The sequence below is a fragment of the Streptococcus sp. CCH8-C6 genome (assembly GCF_001557225.1).
GTDB classification, from domain to species: Bacteria; Bacillota; Bacilli; order Lactobacillales; family Streptococcaceae; genus Streptococcus; species Streptococcus sanguinis_C.
The window spans coordinates 36,808-49,135 of sequence record NZ_LSJN01000061.1; the positions used below are offsets into that span (position 1 = coordinate 36,808).

The following is a 12,328-nucleotide window of genomic DNA, read 5'->3' on the forward strand; positions in this document are numbered from 1 at the left end:
CCTCTTTTTTAAAGCATCTTATCCCTGTCAACTTGCTCATAGGCCTGGAGGCCATCATTTAGCTTGTTCCAGATGACTACCTGACCTGACTGAAGGGACTTCTGCACATCAATGATTCGCTGATTGGAAGATCCACGAAACTGTAACATGAGATTCTTCTTGGTAATGTCAAAACGGCCGTCTACTAGGATGTCAATCAGGCTCAGCAACTCCAGCTTATCCTCCGTTTCCAGCATCATCTCCTCCCAGGTGTAGCCCGTCCAGGACCAGATATCCTTGTCTGGAAGCTCTCTCCGAATCCGCTTGACCAAGGGCAGGAGAATGCCTGTATTGAGAAAAGGCTCGCCGCCTAGGAGGGTCAGCCCCTGCACATAGGGTTCCGCCAAATCTTTCATAATCTGCTCCTCCAGTTCTTGTGTATAAGGAATGCCGGCGTTGAAAGACCAAGTTGCTGCATTATAGCAGCCCTCACAGTGGAACATACAGCCACTGACATAGAGAGAGTTGCGGACACCTTCGCCATCCACAAAGTTAAAGGCCTTATAGTCAATGATTCGCCCCTTGCTCAGCTCCTCACTTTTCCATTCTTGAGGTTTAGGATTGTTCATCTTCATCCTCCAAATCAATCCAGTAGCGCTGACTTCTGTCGATTGTATTTTCGTAAACTCCACCAGCGGAGAGAATGGTGCGGCGGCTGGCTTCGTTATCTTCATCGCAGGTAATCAGCACTCGTCCTAGTCCTTGCTTTCGAGCCTCTGCCAGTCCTAGCTCTAACTGCAACTTGGCCAAGCCCTTTCTGCGTTGACTGGGCCGAATAGAATAACCAATATGCCCACCCTCTACAAATAATTTGTCATTCAAGGACAAGCGCAGGGCTAAAAAGCCCAGAGGCAAGCCGGTCTCATCAAAGGACAAAAATTGGATGGCAGCAACCCAACCTGCTGGCAAGTTTGCCACATCTTCCTTCTGTTCTATAATTTTCAACCAATCCTCATAATCCTTTGCTCGCTTCCAAGTGGAGCCCATGCCACCATGCATATAGGATTTTGCTTCATCGAACTCCGCAATCATCTCTAAAATCGCATCTTTATCTTCCAAAGTTGGTCGTCTTAGCTCCATATTCCCTCCTTAATTGACATCGATCCAGTAGCGCTCTTTCCCGCCTCGAATATCCTCTAAAGCTCCGCCATTAGCCAGAATCACTGCTCGACTGGCAGCATTGTCACTATCGCAAGTTACTAGGACTCGTTTTATATTTTTACTTTTGGCTACTTGCAAACCTTGTCGCAGCTGCTCCTTTGCCAATCCTTTCCCACGCGCAGAAGGACGGATACTATAGCCGATATGCCCGCCTTCTTGGAGCAAAAAGTCATTGAGCCGCAAGCGCAGATTGAGAAAGCCCACAGCCTGACCATCCGCAGCAAAAGAGATTAGTTGGATGTAAGGCACAAAACCTTCTGGCAAGCTTAGACCTGCCTCAGCTAGCTGAATCGTCTCCAGCCAGTCCTCATAGACAAAATCTGCTCCGCCAAAGAAGCCGTCCTGTCGGCTACCAGCTGCTTCAAAGTCAGCCAGCATCTCTAAAATCTTTTCCTTGTCTCCTAGTTCCGGTCGTCTCAGCTCCATAGTACCTCCTGATACGAAGAGAGTGAGGCCACCTTGCGCCCCACTCTGACTTCTATTGTTTCTTGTTCTTTTCTAAAAATTGCTGACGCAGTTTGGCTAATCGTTCTTTTTTGCTGCTGCCGCCCTGCGAATGTTTTTCATGGAAACGCTGCACCTGAGCCTTTCCTTTGTCATCCAATTGATACTTTCCCATCTTAATTTCCTTCGTACTTAATAGTCGAGCCATTCATGTGCTTGACCCGAGCTGATATTTCCTTGTGTCGGCCATTGACCATTGGACGGGCTTGCGGATTTCCTAAGTAACCGCAGGTCCGCTTGACCACATCAACCGTCTTGGGATCGCTGTTGCCACAGTTTGGACAGGTGAAGCCCCGCTCGGTCGGCGTAAAATCTCCCTCAAAGTTACACTTGTAACAACGGTCAATCGGTGTATTGGTTCCCAGATAGCCAACCCGGTCATAGGCATAGTCCCAAACAGCTTCCAGTGCCTTGGGATTTTGCTGCAACACAGGATATTCACAGTAATGGATAAAGCCACCTGAGGCTCCCACTTCAGGATAAATCTTCTCAAAGTCCAGCTTTTCAAAAGGTGTTGGATTCTTGCGCACATCGTAGTGGAAGGAGTTAGTATAGTACTCCTTGTCAGTAATGTCTGGAACGACGCCAAACTTCTCTGTATCCAAACGACAGAAACGGTCGGTCAGACTTTCAGATGGCGTTGAGTAAACAGAGAAATGATAGTCATACTGCTCGGACCACTCTTCCACCCGACGCTTCATATCTTTGACAATAGCAATCGTAAAGTCCTTGGCTTCTGGATTGGTCTCCCAATTACCGCCATAAAAGACTGCTGCCACTTCATACAGACCGATATAGCCCAGGGAAACCGTTGCACGACGGTGAGTAAAGAGCTGGTCTACCTGATCATACTTGCCCAAGCGTTGGCCAAAAGCCCCATACTGATAAAGAATCGGTGCATTGGCTGGACTGGCTTCCTTGGTCCGCTCCACACGGTAGACCAAAGCATCTTCAGCGATATTCATCCGCTCGTTAAAAAGTTCCCAGAATTTATCCAAATCCCCCTCGGATTCAAGCGCAATCCGTGGCAGATTGACAGTAACGACACCTAGATTCATACGGCCGGAGTTGACTTCCTGGCCATTTTCATCCTTCCAGCCTTGCAGGAAAGAACGGCAACCCATCGGCACCTTGAAAGAACCAGTCAAGTCGATAATCTTGTCATAGGAGAGGACATCTGGATACATGCGTTTAGTGGCACACTCCAGAGCCAGTTCTTTGATGTCATAGTTCGGCGTTCCCGGCTCGAGATTGAGCCCACGCTTAAGGGTGAAAATCAGCTTAGGGAAAATTGCTGTGCGGTGCTCGCTTCCCAGTCCCTTGATACGGATATTGAGAATAGCCTTCTGAATTTCCCGCTCAAAACGATTGGTCCCCAGACCAAAGCCCAGTGAAGTAAAAGGAGTCTGACCGTTAGAGGTAAAGAGAGTATTAATCTCATACTCCAGCGACTGCATGGCATCGTAGATATCCTTCTTGGTCTTCGCCCAAGCGTACTCTTTCTGCTTATCCGGCAAAACCCATTGCTCTGCATCCTTGAGATGCTTTTGATAATTAAGCTCAGCATAGGGCGCCAAGACCTCATCAATTCGATCGGCCGAACAGCCACCGTACTGGCTGGAAGCTACATTGGCAATAATCTGCGAGATTTGCGCTGTCGCAGTCTGAATAGACTTGGGACTCTCTACTTCTGCATTCCCAATCTTGAAGCCATTTTTCAGCATGCCGTCAAAGTCAATTAGACAGCAGTTCGTCATCGGCGTATAAGGGCTATAATCCAAATCATGGTAGTGGATGTCCCCCTTCTGGTGAGCATTGGCCACATGAGGCGGCAACATCTTAAGGCCGATGGATTTGCCGACAATCCCAGCAGTCAAATCCCGTTGGGTATTGAAAACATCACTGTCTTTATTAGCATTCTCATTGACTACCGTACGATCTTTGTTGAGAAGCTTGTCAATAGTAAAGTTGATGTCTGTCGCTTTTGAGCGCTCAAAATCCCGTTGGGTGCGGTAAGTGATGTAGTTCTCCGCAATGGCGTATTCCTTGGCATTTAAAAGCTCATGCTCAACGATGTTCTGAATCTCATAGATTTTGACATACTTAGCGAAGCGACTGCTAATTTCTGCCACAATGCGGTCTGTGATAGCTTCTAGCTTGGCTTCCAGCATCGGATTCAGCGGACCGACTTCTTGAGCTGCCCGCACCATAGCCTTATAGATCTTTGACACATCAAAAGCCACCCTGCGGCCATCCCTCTTCTCCACATAAATCGCTGGAGCAGTTTCAAACTTCTCTTCCCTTAAAATCATCATGAACACTTCCTTTTCCTGCCCTTAGGACAAATCAAGTCTCTTCAGACCAGATAGTTAGGGAGATATTTCTAGGAATTCTCCGATAGCTCTTCATCCAAAGAACAGTATTTTTTAAATAAGTCGATACAAGTCTCATTATAACACGTTAAAATTAAAAATCAATATGTTGTGGAAAAAAAGTTAATTTTTAACTTTAGACACAACATATTGATTTTTTACTATTTAAGTTGATAAAGCTTGAAACGGTCGAGTTTGAGGTCAACTTCCTTGTAATTTTGGGAAATTAGCTGCTTCACATCTGACAGTAATTTGATATCATTGTTAACCAAGATATACTTGGGCTGGCTGTTTTCAAGTCCCTTCTGAAGACCTAGACGATTTTCAGCCGTTCCCACATACAAAGTTGGAGACAAGAGAGAAACAGCTGATAGGCGGCCGCTCTTTTGATACAGACTAGCCGAGGTGTCCCAGGCATAGATGGTATCCCCATCCTTGGTCTTTTCCTTAATATACTGAGCCGCCTCGCTTCTTTCAGCAGATACACCGCTGGAAAGGATATACTCATTCACCAAAGGATAGCCAATCAGATAAAAGATGGCTAAGAGCGGCAGAAAGAACTGGCCTGAGAGATAGGAAGTCCACATGGTAGGACGACGGCGATCCCGGCGGTGACGCCCCGGTGCCTGCTGCTTGCCTTTATTGAACCACAAAGCAAAAAGAATCATGGCAAAAGGCAGAGCCGGAAGCAGTTGATAACTGCCTTGATCTTGCAGGATAAAAGCCGCAAAGACAGTAATGAAGAGCCCTAGCAGACCGATAAAGCGCAAGACGCGCAGGCTGGTTGCTTGCCCCTTTTCCCTTGAAAAGAGATTGGCACCCAAAGCAGAAATGAAACCTAGACCAACCGTCAGCAAGCCATAATAAACCAAATTAGAAATACTATGACTGCCAATCAAGCTGATGGAATCCCAAGCATAGGTCACCTGACTGATAGCCTGGCCAAAGGTTTGATTGGCAACAGTAAAGTAGCCGATAGGATAAAAAATCACTGAGAAGCCAAAGAGGCCTGCCAAGAGCTGATAAAAACCTTGAGCTGCTCGCTTGGTCGCGATATTGTAGACCAAAAGCACCAGAGCAGTCAAAGAATAGAAGACTAGGCTGGAAACCGGATCAATCATAAAAGCAAGAGCTCCAAATGCTCCATAGACAATGAACTTTTCGTCCTTGATTGAATCCTGCAGATAGCGCACCAAGAAAGATAGATCCCAAAAAATAAAGGGCAGAACAAAAATATTAGAGTAAAGACCGCCAAATCCAAGGGCAAAGACTAGCAGGTAAAAGAGCAGCAGGAGGCTGCGCGATAAATCCTGTTTAGGCTGTAAGAGCACCAAGGTCTTGTGCAGGAAAAGTCCAGCCAGCCACAGAGCCAGCGTCTGAAAGACCATCCACAAAAGCTGGCCAAAAGCCAGACTGCTGGTCCAAGCCATCAGATAGTAAAGCAGGCCACTAGTTCCATATATTTGCGAATAAGGCACCTGCCCCTGAGTCATGGCCCAACCGGCATAGAGATTCTGACTTTGTAAATTCGTTGCTAGATTGGTCAAAAAAGGATTGACCACACTTAGCAGGCTGATAGCCAAACTGCACCAGAGCGTCAAAAAATAGGGCGTTGGCTCTGGCTTGGTAATTTTTTGCTCAGACCTTTCAGCCCTAGTTAGCTGCTCCTCTGAAACCTCTAAAACTTTTTCTTCCGTTGTATCATGCATATAAAATATTCTCCTTGATATCAGTCCCATCTAGTATATCAAATTCCTGTCCTCCTGTCAGCTTTCTCTTGACCCTTCTTCTGAGCATTATAGCTTCTAGCCAGCTCCTCCAATTCCCGAAAACAGCGATATTCTCTCGTTTCATAAGCAAACGGCTGACTGGAAATTTTCTCCATTGTCATCTTAAAAAATTCCTTTATTTTTTACATTCGTAAAAACAGAGCAAAAATCTGTCACCATATAAAAGTGAGAATGACAAAAAGATATCTCAGCACAAACCGCAAAAGCACATACAAAAAAATCTGAGACTTCCGCCTCAGATTTTCTGTATATTTCTGCAGAACTTACCCTCCTCCGGCATTAGAGCATAGGTGCAAAGAGCTGCATGATTTCTTTGATAAGGCGACGATACCAGCTGCTATCAAGATTTTCAGGAAGAATTTCCTCAGAAGCCTCAAAAATGGCTTCAAAATCTTCCTTGATAGCTGGGATACTCTCCGTATGGTACATCAGAACTGCATTTTCATAGTGGTGCACCAGACTGCGGTAATCAAAGTTAATCGTCCCTACCACAGCAAATTCATCATCAGCCACCACGTTCTTACTGTGGATAAAACCTGGCGTGTACTCAAAGATCTTAACCCCTGCTTCCATCAGATCCGGATAGGCTCCGCGGGTAACAATCTGAATCAACTTCTTGTCCGGAATGAAAGGGGTCACGATGCGGACATCCACTCCCCGCATAGCAGCATTCTTAATATCCTCCGTCAGGTCATAGTCAATAATCAGATAAGGCGTGGAAATGTAGACATAGTCCGTAGCCTGACTGATGATATTTTGATAGACCGTTTTGCCAACCTGACCCTTATAAATAGGCTTAGGCCCGCTGCCATAGGGAACGTAAAGCCCTTTGCCTTCAACAGCTTTATTTTCCAGATGGTACTTGTCAAAGTCTGTGATTTCCCCGCGGTTGATATACCAGTTCATGAGAAAGAGCCGCGTCAGAGCTTTGACTGCCCGACCTTCCAAGCGCACACCGCCATCTTTCCAGTGGCCAAAACGAACGATATGATTGATATACTCGTCAGCTAGATTAATGCCGCCAGTATAGCCAACCTGACCGTCAATGACCAAAATCTTGCGGTGGTCACGGTTGTTGTAGGATACCGTCATTCGCGGAATCACCTTGTTAAACTTATAAGCCTCGATGCCCATCTTGCGCAGCTTACGCGTATAATCGCCTGGCAAAGTAGCCATGCAGCCAATATCATCATAGAGCAACTTGACTTCAACGCCCTGCGCAGCTTTTTCGACCAAGATTTCCAGAACACTGTCCCACACCAGACCTTCATCAATGATATAAAATTCCAGAAAAATGAATTTCTCAGCAGCCCGCAGATCAGCCAGCATCGCCTCAAACATCTCCTCTCCGATAGGGAAATAGCGAGAAGCTGTACCGTCATAGACATCCGCATTATTGTCCATACTCAGCAGTGATTTGATAATACCGTAGGCTGACTTGTTTTCCTTTTTCAGCTGAACACGGAGTTCATAGCTGTTGTCCTCGCGAAATTTCATGGAGTCCATATTTTCCAGCTGAATCATTTCTTTTTTAGACAGCCGCCGCTCACCAAACATCAGATAGAGCAGGAAGCCAAATACGGGTACCACAGCAATCAGGAGCCAAGTCACCTTGCTCTCAGGCGGCATATTGCGGTTGACAATCGCTAAAATAGTCCCAATATACAGGAAAACAATCATCGCTACTGACAGCCAGTTGGGTGCAATCTCATTAAAATAGAAGAACGCAACAAAGACAAAGACCAGCTCCAGCAGCATAATAATGATGCTGAAACCGTATTTTGACATTAATAAGCGGAATTTCCTGAAAGTCATACACTCTCCTATCTCATTGCATATATTCTAGTATAGCAGTAAAATTGCCTTAAAACAACGTTTATATCAATGCAAACTGTATTTCTGATTGATAAAAATCTAAGTACAGCTTTTGAATACTACTATCCTCTAAGTCGCACTGCAAGATTACAACTAATAAAAGGAAAAGCCCTATTCAAGACAGGGCTCTTTCATCATTGTTTCGTAAAGACCAGTGTGTCATCATCATAAGGTTCTTGGGAAAGATCCTCAATTGTCAGCTGATTGCCCTCAATGCGATAGCGCTTGACATCATCTCCGATGATCATGGTCTGGTTGGTAGCATCAATCTGAACCTGTTCAATCTCCTGCTCACCATCCGCCTCAACCTTGGTCAGCTGGCCAGTGGTGCCTGAAATCTGCAAGGTCAGCTGATCGCCTTCATGACTTGTCTGGTAGCTGCCATCCAGCTCGCCATTGGCTGCTTGCTCGGAAGAGGATGCTGAAGCAGATGAACTGTTATTGGCCGCACTAGACGTGCTAGCTACTGACGAAGACTCTGCTGGCTTGCTGGAAGCGGCTGACTGAGACTGAGAGGAAGGCGCCGTCTGGTTCTGATTAGAACCGCAGGCTGCCAAGGCCAAAACAGCCGCAGCAGTTAGACCCGAAAAAATTAACTTTTTAGAAATTGCCATAGTATTCTCCTTTTTCTTCTGTCTTTATTGTACCAAAGCAGGACTCTGGCGGTCAATTTATAAACTTGTCAAATAAGCTCTGACTTCTGCAATAAAATAGAGGGAGCCCGTAATGAAAAGCAGTTGATCATCGTTTTGTCTCTCCTGAAAATTCTGAATAAGCTGCCGATAATCCTCTATGTATAAGAAGCCTTCCGCTTCAGCTTGACCAAGGGAATCTCCATCAGAAAAGGAAGTAACCGTCAACTGAACATTTGGCAGAGCCTCTCGCAGATAATCCAGCATGGCGCTATAGTCCTTACGCTTGAGAGCACCGAAAAGAAGCAAGCACTCTTTGTCATTCTGGCTCTGGATAAACTCCACTAACCTCTCCAGCGCGGGCAGATTGTGAGCCCCATCAAGATAGATACCTGGACTAGCTTCTTCCAAGCGCCCTACCCACCGAGTCTCCTGCAAGGCCGTCCGAATCCTAGCAGAATCTATTTCCCAGCCCTGCTGCTGCATGAAGAGTAGGAATGCCTGCAGGGCCAGCGCAGCATTTTCCTCCTGATAGCTCCCCTTGAGTCCCAGTTCAAGATTGGATAGGGCCATAGTAGAATTAGAAAAAGTCTGATTCGTTAGAGAAAAATCGCGACCATACTGATAGAGTTCTATTCCCAGCTCCTCAGCTCGCTGTTCACAAACCAATCGCGCTTCCTCTGGCAGTGGCCCGATGACCGCTGGCCGCCCCGGCTTAAAAATCCCTGCCTTTTGCTTCGCAATCGCCGTCAAGCTCCTTCCCAGAGTCTCTTGGTGGTCCAAGCCAACAGAGCTGATGGCCGCAATATCTCCCGTAATGACATTGGTCGTGTCCAAGAGTCCGCCGATCCCCACCTCAATCAGGGCTATGTCCACTTCCTGCTCCTTGAAATAGAGAAAGGCAATCAAGGTCAGAATTTCAAAATAGGACAACTGGTCATGGCTTTCGAGCAGTTCTTGCTCCATCTTTTGCACCTCTTGACCCAGACGGATAAAATCAGCTGGAACAATCGGTTGACCGTTAATACAAATCCGATCGTGAATACTAATCATATGAGGCGAGGTAAAACTCCCTGTCTTGCGACCATGCCCCGCAAACAGCTGACGCATGAAAGCAATAGTAGAGCCTTTGCCATTTGTACCAGTTACATGAATCGTTGGAAAACTCTGCTCAGGATTTCCCAAAAGAGCTACAGCCTGCTGCATCCGCCCTAGACCCGAACGAAAGTTTAGACCAATTCGGCTATTCAGCCATTCTTCAATTTCATTCATTTTTTTACCTAAAAAAGAGCAGCGAAGCAGAACTCAAATCTGAATTGCAACTCGCTCCTCTTTCTAATCTTTATGATATGAGATGGAAAATAGCCGATCCTTGGCTACTTCCTTCATCTGTCAAGTTTAGCTAGCTTTTCGCCCGCACTTGTCCATTTCTGGAAACGAGACTAGGCTAGTCTTACTCTTCCATAAAGCTGTTGAAGACTTCTTCAATCATATCCCATTCAGCATCTGAGCCTTCTGGGATTGGCTGCAGGTCGCCTTCTGTGCCATCTTCATTTTCGGTAAAGGAATAAGCTTGAATCTCTACTTCACCATTCTCATCTTCTTCCGCATTAGCCGGAATCAAAAGAACATAATTCTTGCCAAACTCTTCCTTGCCGTCAATGGTCAAAAGAATTTCAAATAAAGTCTCGTTTCCTTGCTCGTCAACCAAGGTGATTAATTCCCGCTCTTCATGTTCGTGGTCATGGTTATGATCATGTGTCATACTAGTGTCTCCTTCATTTCTTTTCTAAAAATTTCGATCCAGATAATTCTGCAAAATCAGCTGCGCCGCCAGCTTATCAATAACTTTCTTGCGCTTGCTGCGGCTAATGTCCGCCTGCTCCACCAGCATGCGCTCAGCAGCCACCGTCGTCAAACGCTCATCCTGATAGTCAACCGGCAGACCAAACAGCTCAGAAACCCGCTGGCCATAAGCCTGGCTGGCCTCCACTCGAGGGCCGCTGGTATTGTTCATATTCTTAGGCAGACCAATAACAAACTTATCAACCTTGTACTCTTTAACCAGCTCACCCAAGCGCTCTAGGCCGAATTCGCCCTTTTCTTCATGGATCGGAATAATCTCCAGTCCTTGAGCCGTAAAACCAAGAGGATCACTAATGGCAACCCCAACCGTTTTCGAGCCCACATCTAATCCCATAATTCTCATTAGAGATCGACGCCTTGTCCTTTCAAATAATAACGAACCAACTCCTCAACAATCTCATCGCGCTCGTATTTGCGGATTTGATTGCGGGCATTGTTATAGCGAGGTACGTACGCAGGATCACCACTGAGTACGTATCCCACGATTTGATTGATTGGATTGTATCCTTTGTCATTGAGCGACTTGTAGACATCTGTCAAAGTCTCGCTAATTTCTTTTTTATTTGAATCATCGAGATTAAAACGTACTGTTTCATCTGTAAATCCCACAATTACACCCTCTTTCTTTAGAATATCCCTATTATAGCATAATTAAAGGCTTTTCACAAATTTAATTCATTCTTCAATGATATCTGTATGCTCTAACTTTCAGCCTCTAAAAGCTGCTCTTTGCAGAATGGATAGAGGCAATGTTATTCAGAAAGATTTGGTACCTCTAAACCACTCTCTCCCTTAAAATTATTTAAAAACTCCTCTGGGCTCAAAGTCTGAATTTGACCAAAAAGTTCCCCATAAGTTGGAATTTGTTTAACAGCTTCAAAATCGAGCTCTTTAGGATTTACGCTAATCACAAATAAAAATTCATCTGATGTAGCATCTGCACGCATATCAATGCCATTGATTGTTTCAATTTTATCCAATCCAAGTAAACTTTCTGCTGTCTCTAACAATTCATTTTTTGCTGATGAAATACCATCCTCTCCCATCGTTTCTTTGATATTAGCAGGAATAGTCCTATTGATTCTTAGAATAACTTTTTCATACTCAGAACCTTTGTATGTAAGGGTTAGAACTCTGGTTTCTTTCCCTCCCTCAAATACCTGATCCGTTTGATAAGATTTGGTAATACTCTCTGATTTCTCGACAACGCTTTTATCGGTCTTTTGCTGGTCTGAATGATTGACAGTTGGCTCAGTCTTTTGACCACAAGCGGTTAAGCATAATAGAGTAGCAAATAAGTAAATGAATACTTTTTTCATCTCTTAACTCCTTAAACAATAAGTTAACTACATCATATCATGATTAAAAAAGCGCTGTCAAACTGATTGTCACTCTGTCATTAAAATGTAATAAAAAAGAGCAGCTTATTTCTGCTCTTCTGCTCCATTCATCAGGAGATTGTTGATGTATTCTTCTGGCGTCAGCTTAATCATTTCTTTGAGCTTGAGATTTTGAAAATAAGGCATAGCTGCCGCTTTTTCGATATCTAGGCTCTCAAAATCATAGGTGGAAGTCATTTTTAGCTCATTCTCATTCAAAATAGTGACTGAGCCGCTAAAACCTTGAAGTCCACGAGCCTGCACATAGTCTGCATCCTGCTCCAGTGACTCATTGAGCGACTTCTGTGCTTCCTCCAGCCCCATCTGCTTGATAGCTTCTTTCATCTCAGCATCAGTAGCAGTCAACCTTTCAATAACCAAGCGTTTGAAATGCTCTCCCTGATAAGTCACTGTCCGACTCTGCTGGTTTCCTCGTTCATCCTTTGGAAAAACAAGTGTCCGAGTAATCACTTCCTGCTGCTTGGCATTATCCATGATTGGCAGATTATTGCTGATTTCTTTCTTGTCAGCCGCATTTGAAGGCGTCTCCGTTTTTTTCTGTCCACAGCCTGCTAACAGTGCCACACTCAATCCCAGTCCTAATATAATTTTCTTCATCTTCCATCCTCCTCAGAGATATTGTATCACAGTTGTGCTCCTTGTCAATCCATCAAGTCGCCAAAGCTCTCTATCAACCTGAACAAAAAGAA

The 12,328-nt window shown here is 45.1% G+C and carries 15 protein-coding genes; all 15 read right to left on the reverse strand.

Annotation, left to right across the window (positions count from 1 at the left end; genetic code table 11):
* Positions 1-8 precede the first annotated feature (8 nt).
* The 15 genes from nrdG to AX677_RS05985 all read right to left on the reverse strand — a co-directional run bounded on the left by nrdG (position 9) and on the right by AX677_RS05985 (position 12,236).
* The gene (gene nrdG / locus AX677_RS05925; RefSeq protein ID WP_060976482.1) at positions 9-608 is read right to left on the reverse strand and encodes an anaerobic ribonucleoside-triphosphate reductase activating protein; all 600 of its coding nucleotides are present in this window, start codon (positions 606-608) and stop codon (positions 9-11) included.
* Positions 595-1,119: a GNAT family N-acetyltransferase gene (locus AX677_RS05930; RefSeq protein WP_002931883.1), complete on the reverse strand. Its 525-nt coding sequence runs from the start codon at positions 1,117-1,119 to the stop codon at positions 595-597. Before AX677_RS05930 ends, nrdG begins: the two co-directional genes overlap by 14 nt.
* Positions 1,120-1,128: 9 nt before the next feature.
* Entirely contained in the window at positions 1,129-1,626 is a 498-nt protein-coding gene (locus AX677_RS05935; protein WP_002931882.1) for a GNAT family N-acetyltransferase, read from the reverse strand.
* Positions 1,627-1,678: 52 nt separating this feature from the next.
* Positions 1,679-1,819, reverse strand: coding sequence for a hypothetical protein (locus AX677_RS09155; protein ID WP_002902050.1), 141 nt, complete (start codon positions 1,817-1,819; stop codon positions 1,679-1,681).
* Position 1,820: 1 nt separating this feature from the next.
* Entirely contained in the window at positions 1,821-4,016 is a 2,196-nt protein-coding gene (gene nrdD / locus AX677_RS05940) for an anaerobic ribonucleoside-triphosphate reductase (protein WP_060976562.1), read from the reverse strand.
* Between the two features lie 221 nt (positions 4,017-4,237).
* Entirely contained in the window at positions 4,238-5,785 is a 1,548-nt protein-coding gene (locus tag AX677_RS05945) for a hypothetical protein (RefSeq protein WP_060976483.1), read from the reverse strand.
* 38 nt (positions 5,786-5,823) lie between these two features.
* Positions 5,824-5,967 carry a hypothetical protein gene (locus tag AX677_RS09160; RefSeq protein WP_002916703.1) on the reverse strand — a complete coding sequence of 48 codons (144 nt, stop codon included), beginning with the start codon at positions 5,965-5,967 and terminating at the stop codon, positions 5,824-5,826.
* Between the two features lie 178 nt (positions 5,968-6,145).
* Positions 6,146-7,681, reverse strand: a complete 1,536-nt coding sequence (gene cls / locus AX677_RS05950; RefSeq protein ID WP_060976484.1) for a cardiolipin synthase — start codon at positions 7,679-7,681, stop codon at positions 6,146-6,148.
* Positions 7,682-7,875: 194 nt separating this feature from the next.
* On the reverse strand, positions 7,876-8,355 hold the full coding sequence (locus tag AX677_RS05955; protein WP_060976485.1) for an SP_0198 family lipoprotein: 480 nt from the start codon (positions 8,353-8,355) through the stop codon (positions 7,876-7,878).
* 57 nt (positions 8,356-8,412) lie between these two features.
* Positions 8,413-9,645, reverse strand: coding sequence for a folylpolyglutamate synthase/dihydrofolate synthase family protein (locus tag AX677_RS05960; RefSeq protein WP_060976486.1), 1,233 nt, complete (start codon positions 9,643-9,645; stop codon positions 8,413-8,415).
* Positions 9,646-9,826: 181 nt separating this feature from the next.
* On the reverse strand, positions 9,827-10,138 hold the full coding sequence (locus AX677_RS05965) for a DUF1292 domain-containing protein (RefSeq protein ID WP_060976487.1): 312 nt from the start codon (positions 10,136-10,138) through the stop codon (positions 9,827-9,829).
* Positions 10,139-10,162: 24 nt separating this feature from the next.
* Entirely contained in the window at positions 10,163-10,582 is a 420-nt protein-coding gene (ruvX, locus tag AX677_RS05970) for a Holliday junction resolvase RuvX (protein ID WP_002894074.1), read from the reverse strand.
* Positions 10,582-10,848 (reverse strand): IreB family regulatory phosphoprotein, encoded by a 267-nt coding sequence (locus AX677_RS05975; protein ID WP_060976488.1) that lies wholly within the window; start codon positions 10,846-10,848, stop codon positions 10,582-10,584. The genes ruvX and AX677_RS05975 overlap by 1 nt, the downstream gene beginning before the upstream one ends.
* A gap of 143 nt (positions 10,849-10,991) precedes the next feature.
* Positions 10,992-11,558, reverse strand: coding sequence for an SP0191 family lipoprotein (locus tag AX677_RS05980; RefSeq protein ID WP_060976489.1), 567 nt, complete (start codon positions 11,556-11,558; stop codon positions 10,992-10,994).
* A 105-nt stretch (positions 11,559-11,663) separates the two neighbouring features.
* Positions 11,664-12,236 (reverse strand): SP0191 family lipoprotein, encoded by a 573-nt coding sequence (locus AX677_RS05985; RefSeq protein WP_060976490.1) that lies wholly within the window; start codon positions 12,234-12,236, stop codon positions 11,664-11,666.
* Positions 12,237-12,328 lie beyond the last annotated feature (92 nt).

What these genes read in the sequence shown, in the direction of transcription:
- nrdG (WP_060976482.1), bottom strand. Translation starts at nt 608, where the DNA reads ATGAACAATCCTAAACCTCAAGAATGGAAAAGTGAGGAGCTGAGCAAG.
- AX677_RS05930 (WP_002931883.1), bottom strand. Translation starts at nt 1,119, where the DNA reads ATGGAGCTAAGACGACCAACTTTGGAAGATAAAGATGCGATTTTAGAG.
- AX677_RS05935 (WP_002931882.1), bottom strand. Translation starts at nt 1,626, where the DNA reads ATGGAGCTGAGACGACCGGAACTAGGAGACAAGGAAAAGATTTTAGAG.
- AX677_RS09155 (WP_002902050.1), bottom strand. Translation starts at nt 1,819, where the DNA reads ATGGGAAAGTATCAATTGGATGACAAAGGAAAGGCTCAGGTGCAGCGT.
- nrdD (WP_060976562.1), bottom strand. Translation starts at nt 4,016, where the DNA reads ATGATTTTAAGGGAAGAGAAGTTTGAAACTGCTCCAGCGATTTATGTG.
- AX677_RS05945 (WP_060976483.1), bottom strand. Translation starts at nt 5,785, where the DNA reads ATGCATGATACAACGGAAGAAAAAGTTTTAGAGGTTTCAGAGGAGCAG.
- AX677_RS09160 (WP_002916703.1), bottom strand. Translation starts at nt 5,967, where the DNA reads ATGACAATGGAGAAAATTTCCAGTCAGCCGTTTGCTTATGAAACGAGA.
- cls (WP_060976484.1), bottom strand. Translation starts at nt 7,681, where the DNA reads ATGACTTTCAGGAAATTCCGCTTATTAATGTCAAAATACGGTTTCAGC.
- AX677_RS05955 (WP_060976485.1), bottom strand. Translation starts at nt 8,355, where the DNA reads ATGGCAATTTCTAAAAAGTTAATTTTTTCGGGTCTAACTGCTGCGGCT.
- AX677_RS05960 (WP_060976486.1), bottom strand. Translation starts at nt 9,645, where the DNA reads ATGAATGAAATTGAAGAATGGCTGAATAGCCGAATTGGTCTAAACTTT.
- AX677_RS05965 (WP_060976487.1), bottom strand. Translation starts at nt 10,138, where the DNA reads ATGACACATGATCATAACCATGACCACGAACATGAAGAGCGGGAATTA.
- ruvX (WP_002894074.1), bottom strand. Translation starts at nt 10,582, where the DNA reads ATGAGAATTATGGGATTAGATGTGGGCTCGAAAACGGTTGGGGTTGCC.
- AX677_RS05980 (WP_060976489.1), bottom strand. Translation starts at nt 11,558, where the DNA reads ATGAAAAAAGTATTCATTTACTTATTTGCTACTCTATTATGCTTAACC.
- AX677_RS05985 (WP_060976490.1), bottom strand. Translation starts at nt 12,236, where the DNA reads ATGAAGAAAATTATATTAGGACTGGGATTGAGTGTGGCACTGTTAGCA.